At 66.9% G+C, this 16,531-nt stretch carries 16 protein-coding genes; 10 read left to right on the top strand and 6 right to left on the bottom strand.

Going from position 1 to position 16,531, the window contains the following annotated elements; genetic code table 11:
- Positions 1 to 61 precede the first annotated feature (61 nt).
- On the bottom strand, positions 62 to 1,762 hold the full coding sequence (locus AE618_RS03625; protein ID WP_248310732.1) for an ATP-binding protein: 1,701 nt from the start codon (positions 1,760 to 1,762) through the stop codon (positions 62 to 64).
- A 261-nt stretch (positions 1,763 to 2,023) separates the two neighbouring features.
- Here AE618_RS03625 and AE618_RS03630 point away from each other — a divergent pair, with 261 nt between their 5' ends.
- Both AE618_RS03630 and acpS read left to right on the top strand, forming a co-directional pair.
- Complete coding sequence (locus AE618_RS03630; RefSeq protein WP_054207698.1) at positions 2,024 to 2,773, top strand: pyridoxine 5'-phosphate synthase; 750 nt, start codon at positions 2,024 to 2,026, stop codon at positions 2,771 to 2,773.
- Positions 2,774 to 2,782: 9 nt separating this feature from the next.
- Positions 2,783 to 3,199, top strand: a complete 417-nt coding sequence (acpS, locus tag AE618_RS03635) for a holo-ACP synthase (RefSeq protein WP_054207699.1) — start codon at positions 2,783 to 2,785, stop codon at positions 3,197 to 3,199.
- 53 nt (positions 3,200 to 3,252) lie between these two features.
- Here the strand turns inward: acpS and aqpZ are convergent, their stop codons facing one another.
- A complete protein-coding gene (aqpZ, locus tag AE618_RS03640; protein WP_054207700.1) occupies positions 3,253 to 3,978 on the bottom strand; it encodes an aquaporin Z in 726 nt (241 codons plus the stop codon).
- A gap of 155 nt (positions 3,979 to 4,133) precedes the next feature.
- Between aqpZ and AE618_RS03645 the strand changes: the two genes are divergently transcribed.
- The gene (locus AE618_RS03645; RefSeq protein ID WP_054207701.1) at positions 4,134 to 5,258 is read left to right on the top strand and encodes a mechanosensitive ion channel family protein; all 1,125 of its coding nucleotides are present in this window, start codon (positions 4,134 to 4,136) and stop codon (positions 5,256 to 5,258) included.
- 18 nt (positions 5,259 to 5,276) lie between these two features.
- Here AE618_RS03645 and AE618_RS03650 read toward each other — a convergent pair whose 3' ends face one another.
- The gene (locus tag AE618_RS03650; RefSeq protein ID WP_197280668.1) at positions 5,277 to 6,272 is read right to left on the bottom strand and encodes a histidine kinase dimerization/phosphoacceptor domain -containing protein; all 996 of its coding nucleotides are present in this window, start codon (positions 6,270 to 6,272) and stop codon (positions 5,277 to 5,279) included.
- A 239-nt stretch (positions 6,273 to 6,511) separates the two neighbouring features.
- On the opposite strand from AE618_RS03650, the gene lepB reads away from it, so the two are divergent.
- The 5 genes from lepB to AE618_RS03675 all read left to right on the top strand — a co-directional run bounded on the left by lepB (position 6,512) and on the right by AE618_RS03675 (position 10,480).
- Complete coding sequence (gene lepB, locus AE618_RS03655; RefSeq protein WP_054207702.1) at positions 6,512 to 7,285, top strand: signal peptidase I; 774 nt, start codon at positions 6,512 to 6,514, stop codon at positions 7,283 to 7,285.
- The gene (gene rnc / locus AE618_RS03660; protein WP_248310733.1) at positions 7,282 to 8,013 is read left to right on the top strand and encodes a ribonuclease III; all 732 of its coding nucleotides are present in this window, start codon (positions 7,282 to 7,284) and stop codon (positions 8,011 to 8,013) included. The genes lepB and rnc overlap by 4 nt, the downstream gene beginning before the upstream one ends.
- Positions 8,006 to 8,935: a GTPase Era gene (gene era, locus AE618_RS03665; RefSeq protein WP_054207703.1), complete on the top strand. Its 930-nt coding sequence runs from the start codon at positions 8,006 to 8,008 to the stop codon at positions 8,933 to 8,935. The genes rnc and era overlap by 8 nt, the downstream gene beginning before the upstream one ends.
- A 184-nt stretch (positions 8,936 to 9,119) precedes the next feature.
- The gene (gene pyrE / locus AE618_RS03670; RefSeq protein WP_054207704.1) at positions 9,120 to 9,704 is read left to right on the top strand and encodes an orotate phosphoribosyltransferase; all 585 of its coding nucleotides are present in this window, start codon (positions 9,120 to 9,122) and stop codon (positions 9,702 to 9,704) included.
- A 140-nt stretch (positions 9,705 to 9,844) separates the two neighbouring features.
- Positions 9,845 to 10,480 carry an NYN domain-containing protein gene (locus tag AE618_RS03675; RefSeq protein ID WP_054207705.1) on the top strand — a complete coding sequence of 212 codons (636 nt, stop codon included), beginning with the start codon at positions 9,845 to 9,847 and terminating at the stop codon, positions 10,478 to 10,480.
- Positions 10,481 to 11,031: 551 nt separating this feature from the next.
- Here the strand turns inward: AE618_RS03675 and smpB are convergent.
- Positions 11,032 to 11,505 (bottom strand): SsrA-binding protein SmpB, encoded by a 474-nt coding sequence (smpB, locus tag AE618_RS03680; RefSeq protein WP_054207706.1) that lies wholly within the window; start codon positions 11,503 to 11,505, stop codon positions 11,032 to 11,034.
- Positions 11,506 to 11,573: 68 nt separating this feature from the next.
- Positions 11,574 to 12,467 (bottom strand): 4-hydroxy-tetrahydrodipicolinate synthase, encoded by an 894-nt coding sequence (gene dapA / locus AE618_RS03685; RefSeq protein WP_054207707.1) that lies wholly within the window; start codon positions 12,465 to 12,467, stop codon positions 11,574 to 11,576.
- A 170-nt stretch (positions 12,468 to 12,637) separates the two neighbouring features.
- Here dapA and AE618_RS03690 point away from each other — a divergent pair, with 170 nt between their 5' ends.
- Positions 12,638 to 14,713: a lytic transglycosylase domain-containing protein gene (locus tag AE618_RS03690; protein WP_054207708.1), complete on the top strand. Its 2,076-nt coding sequence runs from the start codon at positions 12,638 to 12,640 to the stop codon at positions 14,711 to 14,713.
- A 169-nt stretch (positions 14,714 to 14,882) separates the two neighbouring features.
- Positions 14,883 to 15,776, top strand: a complete 894-nt coding sequence (locus tag AE618_RS03695; protein WP_054207727.1) for an alpha/beta fold hydrolase — start codon at positions 14,883 to 14,885, stop codon at positions 15,774 to 15,776.
- A 21-nt stretch (positions 15,777 to 15,797) separates the two neighbouring features.
- Here AE618_RS03695 and AE618_RS28390 read toward each other — a convergent pair whose 3' ends face one another.
- Positions 15,798 to 16,520, bottom strand: coding sequence for a hypothetical protein (locus tag AE618_RS28390; RefSeq protein WP_054207709.1), 723 nt, complete (start codon positions 16,518 to 16,520; stop codon positions 15,798 to 15,800).
- Positions 16,521 to 16,531 lie beyond the last annotated feature (11 nt).

Genomic DNA, 16,531 nt, shown 5'->3' on the forward strand with positions numbered 1-16,531 from the left:
GGCCTTACAGCCAAAGCGCGCGAGATGCAAGATTGAGCGTGGCGTTCCGGGCGCCCGCGGATCAGCTCCGCATCCGCCTGACCATCTCGTCGAGGCCCGGTTCGCGGCGCCCCTCGACGCCGACGACGCGGTCCATCGCCGGCAGCTCGCTCGGCGCGAGTTCGGCGAAGCGCATCCGCATCGTCGTCGCGACGCCCTCTCCGAAGGCGATCGCCTCGCGGTTGCCCACCGAGGACAGGAATTTCAGCGTGCTGGCGGAGGCATCCGAGATGGCGGCCCGGATGATCTGCTGGTCCACCTCGTTGGCGAGGCGCATCGCGAAGATCGTCGAGCACTGCGACAGGATGGTCGGATCGAGCTCGCCGGGGCGTTGCGTGACCACGCCGAGATAGGCGCCGTATTTGCGGCCCTCCTTGGCGATGCGTGCGATGGCCTGCCGTGTCGGCAGGAAGCCGAGCGACTGGTCGGCGGGGACGTAGCGATGCGCCTCCTCGCAGAGCAGGAGGATCTCATAGGTGCCCTGGCTCGCCATGGCGAGGTCGAAGGCCAGGCGCGCCAGCACGGAGGCGACCGCATCGACCACCTCCGAGGGCAGTCCGCCGAGCTGGAACACCGTGATCGGGCGGCCGTGATGCGGGACGCGGAAGATCTGGGCGACGATCGGCGCCATCGTCTCGATCATGTTGGCGCGGGCGAACATGAACTGGTAGCGCGGGTCGGCATGCAGCGTCTCGAGCCGTACCTTGAGCGAACGCAGCGAGGCGCGCGGCCAGCGGACCTCGTGCAGGCCGATCAATTCGTCGACGATGCGCAGCGCGTCGGTGATGCGATAGGGCGTCGGCATGTCGCCAGCGCCGCCCATTGCGTCGTCGCGACGCCCGAGCCCGGAGTCGAGCGGCCGCTTCAGCAGGCTGGAGTTGATGTCGCGCATCGGGTTGCGCTCGCTGCCGCCGCGGTAGCGCTCGCGCGCCAGGCCCACGACCTCGCGCAGGATGTCAGCCTCCTCCTCGAAGGCCGGACGACCGCGGAAGACGACCTCGGCGAACTCCTCCAGCTTGAACATCCAGAACGGCAGATCGAGCCCATCGGCGTCGATGGACAGGGAGCGGTCCGGGAAGGCGCCGGAGTATTCGTTGTGCGGATCGAGGATCAGCACGCGCAGGCGCGGCCTCGCGGCGATCGCCCGGCGCAGCAGCAGCGCCACGGCGCTCGACTTTCCAACGCCAGTGGTGCCGAGCAGGGCGAAATGGCGCGACAGCATGTCGTCGATGCAGACGGTGGCGGGAATCGAAGCGTCCTGCGTCAAGGTCCCGACAGCGACACCGTTGCGGGCGCCGAGGTCATGCACCATTGCGAGATCGCCGGTCCGGATGCGGTGCGCGATGGCGCCGATCGGCGGATAGGTCGAGATTCCGTTCTGGAAGCGTGCGCGCCCGTCCTGGCTCTCGCTGACCTCGCCCAGCAATTCGACCTGGATATGGATGACGTTGTCCGTCGCCTCGTCCCAGACCGGATTGACGGCATGCATCTCGTAGACCAGGCCGACGATGCGGGTCGTGCCGAGATTGATCGAGATCATCCGGCCGACCGTCCAGGATTCGGGGCCGAGCCGGCCCATGCCGGCAACGGTGCTGGCGATCGTCGCGCGCGAGCCGTCGCAGGAGACCACGCGCCCGAGGGCACGTTCCGGATCCTGGCTCCGATCACGCCGGTCCGGCGCGATATCGCTCTCGAAGAGCCCTGTCTTCACAGCAAGCTGCACGTTCCGCGCCCCGCCTTCCGGCCTGTCCCCCGATCGCCAAGGTTACCGCCAAGCTCTTTATGATTGCCTTATGTGCCGGCAATCATGCGCCGGGGGGTGGCGACGCGGTTACCAAATTGCGAAGACGGCGAGCCCGCCCGTCACCAACCGATCACGAAACGTGGCGTCACCCATGACGATCACTGCCTTGAGCCAAGGCCACGTCATCGTCTATGCCCCCGTTGACGGGCATTCATGACAGCGATTTCGAGGGAGCAAACCATGGCGAGCCGGCTGCGACTGGGCGTCAACATCGATCATGTCGCGACGGTGCGGAACGCCCGCGGCGGCGCCCTGCCCGACCCCGTCCGCGCCGCGCATCTCGCCGTCGCAGCCGGAGCCGACGGCATCACCGCGCATCTGCGCGAAGACCGCCGCCACATCCGCGACGCCGACATGGAACGGCTGGCGGCCGAACTGACCAGGCCGCTCAATTTCGAGATGGCGGCGACCGACGAGATGATCGCGCTGGCGGAGCGGCTCAAGCCGCATGCGGCCTGTCTCGTTCCGGAAAAGCGCGAGGAGCGCACCACCGAAGGCGGGCTCGACGTGGTCGGCCAGGAAGCCGCGCTCGCGCCGGCCATCGCGCGTCTGCGCGCCGCCGGCTGCCGCGTCTCGCTGTTCATCGAGGCCGATGCGGCGCCGATCCAAATGGCGGCCAAGCTGCGCGCGCCCGTGGTCGAGCTGCATACCGGAAGCTGGTGCGAGGCGGTGGCGGCTGGCGAACGCGACAGGGCAGACAGCGAATTCCACCGTCTGGCAGAGGGCGCCGCGCTGGCTTCCTCGCTCGGGCTCGAAGTTCATGCCGGCCACGGTCTCGACTACGACACGGCCAGGCGTCTGGCTGCCGTGCCCGGTTTCGTCGAGTTCAACATCGGGCATTTCCTGATCGGCGAGGCGATCTTCATCGGACTCGAGGCCGCCATCGGCCGAATGCGCCAGGCGATGGACGAAGGTCGCGCGGCCAAGTAGACCCTGGCCATGATCCTCGGCATCGGCTCCGACCTCTGCGATATCGACCGCATCGAGAAATCGCTGGCTCGCTTCGGCGAGCGCTTCACGCATCGCGTCTTCTCGGAGGGCGAGCGCAGCAAATCCGACCGGCGCGCGACCCGGGCAGCCTCCTATGCGCGGCGTTTCGCGGCCAAGGAGGCCTGCTCGAAGGCGCTCGGCACTGGCCTCCGCGCCGGCGTGTTCTGGCGCGACATGGAGGTGGTCAATCTTCCCAGCGGCGCGCCGACCATGCGGCTCGCCGGCGGAGCGGCCGAACGGCTGAGGGCGATGACGCCAGCCGGATACGAGGCCATCGTGCATGTCTCGATGACCGACGACCCGCCGATGGCCCAGGCCTTCGTGGTGATCGAGGCTCGGCTCATTCCGGCGCCACCGTCGCAATGAGCCCGTCCGGGACGCGCTTCCGCCGCCCCGGGATCATGGCGTAGGAGCCGCCCTCACTCGGCCGGCGCGGTTCCGACGACCGCGCCGCGCGGCTCCTCGCTGAGCCAGCGATAGACGATGCCGCCGAGCGCGCCGCCGATCAGCGGCGCCAGCCAGAACAGCCAGAGCTGCTGCAAGGCCCAGCCGCCGACGAAGAGCGCCGGGCCGGTGCTGCGCGCCGGATTGACCGAGGTGTTGGTCACGGGAATGCTGACGAGGTGGATCAGGCAGAGGCCGAGACCGATCGCCAGCGGGGCGAAGCCTGCCGGCGCCTTGCCGTGGGTCGCCCCCATGATGATGAAAAGGAACATCATCGTCATGACGATCTCGGTCAGGAAGCCCGCAAAGAGACTGTACTTGCCCGGCGAGTGATCGCCATAGCCATTCGAGGCGAAGCCCTTGGCGAGATCGAAGCCCGGCGCGCCGCTGGCGATCAGGTAGAGCACGCCGGCAGCAACGATGCCGCCGACCACCTGCGCAATGATATAGGGCAGGATCTGGTTCGTCGGGAAGCGCCCGCCAGCCGCGAGACCGACCGTGACGGCCGGGTTGAGATGGCAGCCCGAGATGTGGCCGATGGCGTAGGCCATGGTGACGACGGTCAGGCCGAAGGCGAGGGAGACGCCGAGCAGACCGATACCGACCTGGGGGAACCCAGCCGCGATGACCGCGCTACCGCAGCCGGCGAATGTCAGCCAGAAGGTTCCGATCGCCTCGGCAGCGTATTTCTTGGTGTTCATGCTTATCCCCCCGGATGTCATCGGCGGGATCGTGCACGCCGTCGAGGTCGCGGTCAATTGCCGCACCGTCGGATTCGTTTGCTGCGGCGCCGGTGAACCTTCGCCGGTCCGTTGCGTTGCAATATGATGCTACCGTCAACTCGCCCACGAGACGCATGAACCAGACTGCAATCTGGATCGGCAGCACGCTGCTGCTCGTGCCGTCCTGGCTGGCCAGCCTCGTCATCTTCGCCTGCGCCATCGCGCTCGCCCTCATCGCCCACCGGACGGTCTTTGCGATCGTGACCCGGCTGGTGGCACGAATGGACCTGTTCTGGCGCTCGCTGGTGTCGCGCACCCGTGGGCCGACGCGTTTTGCGGTCATCACGGTCGCTTTGGGCTTCGCGGCCAGCGTCTCTCCCCTGACGGTCGAGCAGGCGACGCTGATCCGGCAGTTGCTGCTGCTCTGCTTCATCGCGCTCGTCGGCTGGATCGCCAAGACGGCGCTGCATATCTGGACGACCGTGTATCTGCGTCGCTTCAAGCTCGACGCAGACGACAACCTGCTGGCGCGCAAGCACGTCACCCAGACGCGCATCCTGCGCCGCGTCGGCGACATCATGATCGTCGTCGTCGGCGTCTCGACAATGCTGATGAGCTTCGACGGCGTCCGGCAATACGGGGTCAGTCTTCTCGCCTCGGCGGGAGCGGCCGGCCTGGTCATCGGCCTGGCGCTGCAGCCGGTGCTGAAGAACATCTTCGCCGGCATCCAGCTTGCGGTGACACAGCCGATCCGCATCGACGACGCGCTGCTGGTCGAGGGCGAGTGGGGCAATGTCGAGGAGATCACCTCGACCTATGTCGTCATGCGACTGTGGGACTGGCGCCGGATGATCCTGCCGCTGTCCTATTTCATCGAGAAGCCGTTCCAGAACTGGACGCGCGACAACGCCGCGCTGATTGGCACGGTGATGCTGTATCTCGACTATGAGGCGCCGATCGATGCGGTGCGGGCCAAGGTCGAGGACATCGCTTCCGCCTCGCCGCTGTGGGACCGGCGCGTCGTCAGCGTCCAGGTCACGGATTTCCGGCAGTCGACCATGGAAGTCCGCATCCTCGTCAGTGCCGGGACAGCGCCGCGCGCCTTCGACCTGCGCTGCGAGGTTCGCGAGAAGCTGATGGCCTTCCTGCAGAAGAAGCATCCGCGTGCCCTCCCGCGGTTGCGTGCAGAAGCGCTATCCGAAAACAACGGCGCGCGGCCTCCGGCACTCGCCGCAGCAGAGGTCGCGACCAGGCAGTAAGGCAGGACAAAACGGCGGTCAGACGGGGAATTCGACTCTCGTCGACACGCCGAGATGCGACGTCCGCGAGATGGTGCCGAGCAGCTGCCTGGCCAACGCCTCGATGATGCGGTTGCCGAGACCGTGCCCGGCGGCAGTGCCCTCGGGCATGGCGTCGAGGCCGATGCCGTCGTCGGCAATGGTGAGGATCGCCGTCATGCCATCACGACGCTCCAGCGTCACCGAGATGCGGCCGGTGCGCCCCTCCGGAAACGCATGCTTCAGTGAGTTGGTCACGACCTCCGATACGAGCATGGAGAGCGTCGTGAGCTTGCGGATATCGAGGCTGATCGGCAGAACGCTGACGTCGCAGGCGACGCCGGAAACGCCGCTGGCTTCGATGACGTCGGAACACAGCTCCTCGAGATAGGTCCCGATCGGCAGCTCGACCTGATTGGGATCGTGCAGGCGCCGGTGGATCCGGGCCATCGTTTCGATGCGACCCCTGGCCTCGTCGATGATCGCCGGGGCGGCCGCTGGATCGGACAGGACACGCCGCCTCGACATGCCCAGCAGGCTCGCGACAAAGGCCATGTTGTTGGCGACGCGATGCTGCAGTTCCTCGAACATGGTGCGCTGCTGTTCGGCCAACGCGGTGGAGACACCCTTCTCGACCTCGAGCCGATGCAGCGCCTGGGTCATGGCATGGATCAGGGCGATGTCGACGGTCACGATGAAGACGTAAAACAGCAGTGCGAATCCGCTCTGGAAATCCAGGCCAAAGCCGTCAGGCGGGATGAACCAGTACCAAGCGGCGAGACCGCAGAGCACGGCGCACAGCGATCCGGCGCGCGTCCCGCAGACGAAGGTGGTCAGGATCACCGCCGGGAAAAAGGTCAGAAACGGGTAGCCGGGCGGCAGCGTACCTTCGAGCGCGAAGCGGGCCGCCAACGCACCAACGAAGATGGCGCAGCCAAGGGCCAGCGACGAGACCGGCCCCAGAGCCGAACGTGCTTGCGACAGGAATGGGATCAAGCGGTCGAAGGACTTCACAGTGACCTATTGGGACGATCGGTGGATGTCGGCGTGCGTTGCCGGGGGGCAGGGCGACGATACGCTGTCCTAATGCGCTTTTGCGCCAGGTCTATGTGAAATCATGCATGCGGGCGAAAAGGCGCCTGCAAACGCGCAACGCCGTATCGGACGCGCGCCGTTGTCTGTGAAGCGACATTCCGCTAGACCGCGCGCTGGACCATCGTCCCAGGAGCGCCCGCGTGGCCAACGACGTCGAAGCCAAGACCAAGAGCAAAGCGGCCAAAGACGAAGGCGGCGTCCTCGAGACGATCAAGGTGGTCGTCCAGGCGCTGCTGATCGCGCTGGTGATCCGGACCTTGCTGTTCCAGCCCTTCAACATCCCCTCGGGATCGCTGATCCCGACGCTGCTGATCGGCGACTATCTGTTCGTCTCGAAATACACCTATGGCTATTCCAAGCACTCGATACCGCTGAGCCCGCCGCTGTTCTCAGGAAGAGTCTGGGCCGCCGAGCCAAAGCGCGGCGACATCGCCGTGTTCAAGCTTCCGACCGACAACTCGACCGATTACATCAAGCGCGTCATCGGCCTGCCGGGCGAGCGCATCCAGATGATCGACGGCATCCTGCACATCAACAACGTCCCGGTGAAGCGCGAGCGCATCGCCGACTTCGTCACCACCGACAACTGGGGCCGCAGCACGCCCGCGATCCAGTATCGCGAGACCCTGCCCAACGGCGTGTCCCACCAGATCATCGAGCGCGAGGGTGACACCGGCAGCTTCGACAACACGCCGGTCTACGTCGTGCCGCCCGGTCATTTCTTCATGATGGGCGACAACCGCGACAATTCGCTCGATTCGCGCGACCGCAGCGTCGGCTTCGTGCCGTTCGAGAATTTCGTCGGCCGCGCCGAGATCATCTTCTTCTCGATCGAGGACGGCGCCTCGGCCTGGAAGATCTGGGAATGGCCCTGGACGGTTCGCTGGGACCGCCTGTTCAGCGGCATCAAGTGAGCAAGGCAGGCGACACCGGGCGCAAGGCCCCGGACACCGTCCGCCTGCAAGAGACGCTCGGGCATGTCTTCGCCGATCAGCGGCTGCTGACCACCGCCCTGACCCATATGAGCGCGGAGGGTCCGCGGCTGGAGAGCTATCAGCGGCTGGAGTTCCTCGGCGACCGCGTGCTCGGCCTGAGCGTCGCCGACATGCTGTTTGCGCGCTACCCTCAGGCGGAGGAAGGCGACATGTCGCGACGCCTGGCCGACCTCGTCCGCAAGGAGACCTGTGCCGACGTCGCGCTCGCCTGGAATCTGGGCGCGTTCATGCGGCTGGGCGACGGCGAAATCCTCGCCGGCGCGCGCAAGAACAAGGCGATCCTGGCCGATGCCTGCGAGGCGATCATCGGCGCGGTCTTCATCGACGGCGGCTACGAGGCGGCCCGCGGGCTGGTCGAGCGTGCCTTCGGCGAGCGGCTGCTGAAGCCCGTGCGCCCGTTGCGCGACGCCAAGACGGCGCTGCAGGAATGGGCGCAGGGCCAGGGCTACCAGACACCGACCTATACCGAGCGTGGCCGCTCGGGCCCCGATCATGCTCCGGTGTTCCGCGTCGCGGCCCGCATCAATGGGCTGACTGATGCCGAGGCGCAGGGCACCTCGAAGCGGCTGGCCGAACAGGCCGCCGCGGAAGCCTTTCTGCGGCGCGAAGGCCTGTGGAGCGAAACGATGGAGAGCGACCATGGCTGATGCAGAGACAGGCGGCGAACCCAAGCGGCCGAGCCGTTGCGGCTTCGTCGCGCTGATCGGCGCACCCAACGCCGGCAAGTCGACGCTGCTCAACCAGCTCGTCGGCGCCAAGGTCTCGATCGTCTCGCGCAAGGTGCAGACGACGCGGACGCAGGTGCGCGGCATCGCGCTGTCGGGGCCGGCGCAGGTGATCTTCGTCGATACGCCCGGCATCTTCGCGCCCAAGCGCCGGCTCGACCGCGCCATGGTGACGAGCGCCTGGGGCGGCGCCACCGATGCCGACCTGATCGGCGTGCTGATCGATGTCGAGCGCTTCGACAACGAGGAGAACACCCGCCTGCTGGAGAAGCTCGCCGAGCTGAAACAGCCGAAGTTCCTGATCCTCAACAAGATCGACATCGTCGCGAAGGAGAAGCTGCTCGAGATCACCACCAAGGTGAACCAGCAGGGCACGTTCGAGGCGACCTTCATGATCGCGGCTTTGACCGGCTACGGGGTCAAGGACATCATGACATGGCTGGAAACCCGCCTGCCCTACGGGCCCTGGCTCTATCCGGAGGACCAGATCTCGGATGCGCCGCTGCGTTTCCTCGCCGCCGAGATCACCCGCGAGAAGATCTTCGAGCGGCTGCATGACGAACTGCCCTATCGCTCGACCGTCGAGACCGAGCAGTGGCAGGAGCGGCCCGACGGCTCGGTCCGGATCGAGCAGACGATCTATGTGGAGCGTGAGGGCCAGCGCAAGATCGTGCTCGGCGAAGGCGGCCAGACGATCAAGGCGATCGGCCAGAAGGCCCGCATCGAGATCGCGGAGGCGGCCGAGGCCAAGGTCCATCTCTTCCTGTTCGTGAAGGTGCGCGAGAACTGGAGCGATGACCCAGCACGCTATCGCGAGATGGGGCTGGAGTTCCCGAAGGGGTGAGCGCGGCCACTTCGTCATGCTCGGGCTTGACCCGAGCATCTCCGGCCGATGCGAACCTTCCAGGAGATTCTCGGGTCTGCGCTTCGCTGCGCCCGAGAATGACGCCGGGCGCTTGTCATCTCTTGCACCTGGCCGCGATCCAACGCAAAGACGCCGCCGACCGATTTGCGCGCAGGAGCCAACCATGACCGACGACGAGGTTCTTTCCGAATTCCGCGAGGCCGGCGCGCTGCTCGAGGGCCATTTCATCCTGTCCTCGGGGCGTCGCAGCGCCGTCTTCCTGCAGAAGATGTTCGTCTTCCAGGACCCGGTGCGGACCGAGCGGCTGTGCAAGGCGCTCGCAGCCAAGATCGAGGCCCGGTTCGGCAAGATCGACTATGTCGTGTCGCCGGCCATCGGCGGCATCGTGCCGGGCTACGAGACCGCCCGCCATCTCAAGGCCAAGGCCGTTTTCGTCGAGCGCGAGGGCGGGACGTTCAAGCTACGCCGCGGTTTCGTACTGCCGGCGGGGGCGCGCTGCGTCATCATCGAGGACATCATCACGACGGGCCTGTCGCTGCGCGAATGCCGGGATTCGGTGATGGATGAGCCTGGAACCATCGTCGGAGCCGCCTGCCTGATCGACCGCTCGGCCGGGCGCGCCGAGCTCGGCATGGATCTGGTCAGCCTGATGGATTATGATGTCCCCGATTATGCGCCCGATGCATTGCCGCCGGAACTCGCCGCGATCCCGGCGATCAAGCCGGGCAGCCGGGGCCTGAGCGCCTGAAACCGGATGATTTGCCGACCGGGGCGAGAGGTCACTGCCGGAGGCCGCCCCTCTCTGACATTTGATTGCGAACCAACACCGTTAGACCGCGTTTCGATTGCATCGCACCTATTCGAATTGATTCATCCGGAGTGATTTCCATGGCGGCCGACCCGCGCATCGCGCTTTTCATCGATGGCGCCAATCTCTATGCAACCGCGAAGCAGCTCGGCTTCGACATGGATTATCGTCGGCTGCTGCGCGAATTCCAGGGTCGCGGCAACCTGATCCGGGCCTTCTATTTCACCACGCTGGTCGAGAGCGAGGAGTATTCCTCGATCCGGCCGCTGGTCGATTGGCTCGACTACAACGGCTACCGCGTCATCACGAAGGCCGCCAAGGAGTTCACCGACGCCACGGGCCGTCGGCGGATCAAGGGCAACATGGACATCGAGCTCGCCATCGAGATGCTCGAACTCGCGCCGCACCTCGACCAGATCTATCTGTTCTCAGGCGATGGCGATTTCCGGCCACTGGTCGAGGCCGTGCAGCGCAAGGGCGTCAAGGTCTCGGTCGTCTCCACCGTCTCGACCAGCCCGCCGATGGTCGCCGACGATCTGCGCCGGCAATGCGACGAGTTCATCGATCTGGCGCAACTGATGCAAAAGATCGGCCGCGACCCCTCCGAGCGCAATGCCCGCAGCGTCGGCGCGCCGGGCGCTCCGGGGACGCCGGGCAATCCCGGGCTGGAGCGGCGCTACGGCATCCGCCAGGGCGACGAGACGGTCGAGGGGTAAGGCGCACCGAAAGCCCCGGCCGGCTGGACGCCGCGGGTTTTCGGGCTCTACGAGGCGAATCCGAGGGGATGCGCGGGACGAAGTGGCGTCGCAGTCGACGGCTGCGTGCCGATGTCGATGTCGAAGTCGAGATGTCGAAGCAGCGCCGTCAGCCGCCGCCTCGCCCCGCGCGCGATTCTCTGGGGCCCGTCGTCATTGGGAGTCCGGCGAGGACCCGGGCCTGCCTGTTTCAGCCCGGATGACGAACGGCGCCTCCATGACGCCGGCCCGCAACGGCCGGACGCCATGAACACCGCAACCCCGCCCGGCCGCACGATGCCTCGCGACAGCCCCCTTGGTCGGGCGGAGCGAGCGCAGGATAGGGGCGGGTTCGGGGCGCGGGGATAAGATTGTCCGCGCCGTCATGCTCGGGCTTGACCCGAGCATCTCAGGACGAGAAGCCTCCGGCGCCTCACCCGGCCGGAGATTCTCGGGTCTGCGCTGCGCTCCGCCCGAGAATGACGGGCTCTTCCCCTCTTCCCTTCTCCCCTCGCGGGAGAAGGGAACGTTACTCACGCACCGCCCTTCAAGATCCTGGCCTTGTCGCGGTTCCAGTCGCGGTTCTTTTCGGTTTCGCGCTTGTCGTGGAGCTTCTTGCCGCGGCCGAGGCCGAGCTCGACCTTGGCCCTGCCCTTGTCGTTGAAATAGACCTTGAGCGGGATCACCGTGTAGCCGTCGCGCTGGATGGCGCCCATCAGCTTGTTGATCTGGCGGCGATGCAGCAGCAGCTTGCGGGGCCGCTTGACGTCATGGTTGAAGCGGTTGGCCTCGAGATATTCCGGGATATGGGCGTTGAAGAGGAAGAGTTCGGTGCCCATCGGCCCGGCATAGCTCTCGCCGATCGTGGCGCGGCCGCCGCGCAGCGACTTGATCTCGGTGCCCTGCAAGGCGATGCCGGCCTCCAGCGTCTCCATGATCTCGTAGTTGTAGCGCGCCTTGCGGTTGTCCGCGGCGAGCCTGAAGCGTTCGGGGTCGAGCTTGCTCATCACATCCTGCCCGCGGTCCGGGCTCCCTGGCGTCGACCGGGAGGCCCGAACGAACGCAGCATCCTTATCTAGGCATTCAGCAGGCCGGCGAACACCATCGCCTCGCGAATGACCTTGCCTGTCGATGCCGTCACCGGCAGCAGCGGCAGACGGACCTCCTCCTCGATGCGGCCGAGCAGGCTGAGGCCATGCTTGGCACCGGCGAGGCCGGGCTCCTTGAAGATCGCGTCATGCAGAGGCACGAGCCGGTCCTGGATCTTGAGGGCGCCCGCATAGTCGCCCTTCATCACAGCCGCCATCAGCTCCGCGCAGAGCTGCGGCGCGACATTGGCGACCACCGAGATGCAGCCATGGCCGCCCGCCGCCATATAGGCCAGCGCCGTCATGTCCTCGCCCGAGAGCTGGATGAAGTCCGCCCCCATGGCGTGGCGTTGCTGCGAGACGCGGGCGAGATTGGCCGTGGCGTCCTTGACGCCTACGATGTTCTTCAGCTCGTAGAGCCGCGCCATCGTCTCGACCGACATATCCACGACCGAGCGCGGCGGGATGTTGTAGATGATGATGGGGATGCCAATCGCGTCGTTCACCGCCTTGAAGTGCTGATACATGCCCTCCTGGGTCGGCTTGTTGTAATAGGGCGTGACGACGAGGACCGCATCGGCGCCGGCCTTCTCGGCATGAACCGCGAGTTCGATCGCCTCGGTCGTGTTGTTCGAGCCGGCACCGGCGATGACCGGCACCCTGCCCTTCGCCTCATCGATGACGATCTCGACGACGCGCTTGTGCTCGTCATGGGAGACGGTGGGGCTCTCGCCCGTGGTACCGACCGGAACGAGCCCCGACGAGCCGCTCTCGATCTGCCAGGCCACCAAGCCACGCAGAGCCGCCTCGTCGATCTTGCCGCCCTTGAAGGGTGTCACCAGTGCGGGAAGCGAACCGGTGAAAGCGGGGTGCTTGGTCATGAGAGCGGCATCCTGACACGAAACGGCCATTTGGAGGGCGTCACACATAAACCCTCCCCCGCCGCAGGCAAAGCCGGCAACCCATTAAAATCCGCGGCCTCATGGTTAAGCCTTCATAAACGCCGTTCCGCGACCATCACAGGCTGACGCACCCGACCGTGGAGCCTGCCATGGCCTTAGCCACCGCCCGCACGGGGCTGATCTGCCTCACCGCTGTGGCTCTGCTCGCGGCCATGCCTGCGGACGCCGCCGATGACGGCGCCCATCGCGCACAGCAAGCCCGCGCCGATATCGTCGATGTCGAGACCACGGCGTCGCTGCCGCCCTATCCCGGCGAGGCGTTGACGGCCGGCGCGGCCAATCCGGACAGCGTCAAGAGCGCGGTTTTGGCCTATCGCCGCGGCGCGCTCAGTGAAGGCGACGCGATCGCAGCGACGATCGACGACCGCGTCGTGCGCGCCTTGCTGGAATGGGTCGCGATCCGCTCAGGTGCCAATCTGATCCCGTTCACGCGGATCGACGCCTTCCTCAAGGCCTATCCGAACTATCCCGCGACGACGCTGTTCAGGCGCCGCGCCGAGGAGATGCTGATCGCAGAGAAGAAGAGCCCGACGGCGATCCGAGCCTTCTTCCATGGCCAACGGCCGGCGAGCCCGGCCGGGCGGATCGCGCTCGCGCTCGCCTTGAAGGCCGAGGGCAAATCCGAGGAGGCTGCGGCGCTGGCCCGGCAGAGCTGGCTCCAGGACCATCTCGGCTCAACCCTGGAAAAGGTCGCTCTCGACGCTTTCGGCGACAGGCTGACCACGGCGGACCATCGCCTGCGCGCAGAGCGCTACATCTTCCGGGGGAACGACACGGCGGCGCTGCGCAATGCTGCGCGCGTCTCGGCCGATTACGTCGTGCTGGCCCGGGCAAGGCTGGCGAGCGGCCAGGCCAAGCGGCCCATCGCCCCCGCGCTGATTGCGGCGGTGCCGGCGTCACTCAAGAGCGACCTTTCCTTTGCCTTCCTGTTGGCCCAGCAGGCCAGACGCTCCGACAAACTGCTCGAGGCCGCCCAGGCGCTGGCGAGCGTTCCGCGCGATTCCACCCTGCTCGGCGACGGCGACGAGTGGTGGACCGAGCGACGGCTGATCGCCCGCAAGCTGCTCGACACCGGCGATGCCGCCCGGGCCTATGAGGTCGCGGCCGGCCATGGCGCCGAGGATGCCGCCGAGCGCATCGACGCAGAATGGCATGCCGGCTTCATCGCGTTGCGCTTCCGCGACCAGCCCGGCATCGCGCTGGAGCATTTCCGCGAGGCCGGCGGGCATGCCGAGACGCCGATCTCGGTCGCACGCGCGGCCTATTGGCAGGGCCGTGCCAGCGAGGCGATGGGCAAGGCGGAGGATGCCAGGGCGGCCTATGAGCGCGCGGCCGAGCATCCGATCGCCTATTACGGCCAACTCGCCCGCGCGCGGCTCGGCCTGCCGGATCTGCCGTTGCGGCGTTCGGCATCCGCCTCGCTGATGCATCTGCCCGGCCATCAGGGCGTGCGCCTGCTCTACCGCATCGGCGAGCGCGATCTCGCCGTGCAGCTGCTGATCGACCTTGCCCAGCGGCTCCACACGACGCCGGCGCTGGAAGCGCTCGCCGCCATCGCCCAGCGCGAAGGCGACACGCGCGCCTTGCTGGCTTTAGGGAAAACGGCGCTGCAGCGCGGCTTCCCGCTCGACACGGCCGCTTTCCCGATCTCGGGCGTGCCGGAGTTCTCCGTGCTGGGCGACCCGATGGAGCGGGCCATCGTCCATGCGATCGCCCGCCAGGAAAGCGCCTTCGATCCGACTGCGATCTCGCATGCCGGCGCACGCGGGCTGATGCAGATGATGCCGGCGACCGCCCGCGAGACGGCGCGGCGTGCGAACCTGCCCTTCGACTGGCCGAGGCTCGGGCGCGACGCGCTCTATTCGGCACAGATGGGCGCGGCCCATCTCAACGACCTGCTGAAGGAGTGGCGCGGCTCCTACATCCTGACCTTCGCCGCCTACAACGCCGGCTCCGGCAATGTGAAGAAGTGGATCGAGGCCTATGGCGACCCGCGCAAGCCCGAGGTCGACGCCGTGGACTGGGTCGAGCGCATCCCGTTCTACGAGACGCGCAACTATGTGCAGCGGGTGATGGAGAACCTGCAGGTCTACCGCCAGCGCCTGAACCAGCGCACCGCCTATCTGATCGACCACGACTTGAAGCGCGGCGGCCGGCGGGATTAGGGTCGGGCTCTGCTTTCGTTACCAACCTCAGCGCCGGTCATCCCGGGCGACCGCAGGGAGACCCGGGATCCATGCCTGAACCTCTCGAAAACAGCGTTCCGGAATGGATCCCGGGTCTGCGCTGCGCTCCGCCCGGGATGACGGCGCGGGAGGACGGAAGGCTGCATTCGTGACGTCCGACGCCGGCTTCACCTCCCTCTGCATCAGCGCCCGCGACGGGCTGCGGCTGCATGCGCGCGACTACGGTCCGCTGGCCGCTCCCGCGCTGCCGGTGGTCTGCCTGCCCGGTTTTGCCCGGACCTCCGCCGATTTCCACGAGCTGGCGCTGGCACTCTCGCAGGACGAGGCCAAGCCGAGACGCGTACTGGCGCTGGACTATCGCGGCCGCGGCCTGTCGGGCTTCGACAAGGACTGGAAGAACTACGACATCCGCATCGAGCTCGACGATCTGATGCAGGTGCTGGTCGCGGCCGGCATCGAGGCGGCAGTGTTCGTGGGCACCTCGCGCGGCGGCTTGCTGACCATGGCGCTGGGCGCTGCCCGGCCGGGCACGATCGCGGGCGTCGTGCTGAACGATATCGGGCCGATCATCGACGCGCGCGGCCTGCTGCGGGTGCGGGGCTATGTCGGCAAGCTGCCGCTGCCGCGCAGCTTCGCGGAAGGGGCAGAGATCCTGAAACGGCTGTCCGACCAGCAGTTCCCCATCCTCGGCGACGCGGAATGGGAGATCATGGCGCGCCGCACCTGGACGGACCGCGACGGCGCGTTGAAGCCGGACTACGACACCAACCTGATGAAGGTGCTGGAAGAACTCGATTTGGAGGCGCCGCTGCCGGTGCTGTGGAGCTATTTCGACGGGCTGAGGGCGGTGCCTATACTGGCGATCCGCGGCGCGAATTCCGACATGTTGGCCGACAAGACACTCGCCGAGATGGCCGAGCGGCACCCCGATTGCGAAACCTTCGTCGCCCCGGGACAGGGCCATGCGCCGATGCTGGGAACGAAGGACATGGTGCGGCGGATCGGAAAGCTGATCGCCCGTGCCGAGCGCAAAGCCTTCTGAGTCATCGCCGCCTGAGTAGTCTCAGCCCGCCGGCTTGGTCTCAGGCGTGCCATCGGCCGTGTCGAGCGCGACCACATTGTCCTGACCGGCTAAGCCGTCATCGCGCGAGGTCTCGACGAGTCCGGCCTTTGCCCGCATCGCGAATTCGGTCTGGCCACCTGCGGCAAGCGTCCTGGCCTGCCCGACCCAGTCCTCCCGCTCGATACGACCGGGAAAGGCGAGATAGCTCCCGACCCATTCGATGTTGCCGGGCGTCCATCCCGCCATCTGCTCGAAATGCCAGATGCCCAGCCCGTGCAACCGGGCCTCGTTCTGGCGACCGACGCCCTTGATCAGCTTGAGGTCGTCGGGCTTGTCCTGCCGGGCAGAAACCAGACCGGCGGGACGCTGGCCGGGGATATCGGCTTCGCCCTCCACCGGCGGCATCGCCGCGATGGGCGCTGCCGCAGCCTCGGAGTCGATCGCAGCCGAGGCGCGCATGCCGCGCAGAAGGCTGCCCAGAATACAGCCCGCGACATAGACGCCTGTGAACAACAGCGCCGATTCGACCCAGGCCGCGAGCTCGCCATTGAGCAGCTGGAGCCATGTCAGCGCGGCGCCCAGGCCCCAGATGGCTGCAAACCAGCCCGCGGTGCCGCCCGCGAGCCTGAGATTGCCGCCGTCACGGCCAATCCAACCCATGACGAGGCCGAGCACGAAAGCCGCAGCGAGGAACCAGGCGAACTGGCTTGCGAGATACAGCATGTCCGTCTCCC

The organism is Allobosea vaviloviae (assembly GCF_001298265.1).
In the GTDB taxonomy this organism is placed as follows: domain Bacteria; phylum Pseudomonadota; class Alphaproteobacteria; order Rhizobiales; family Beijerinckiaceae; genus Allobosea; species Allobosea vaviloviae_B.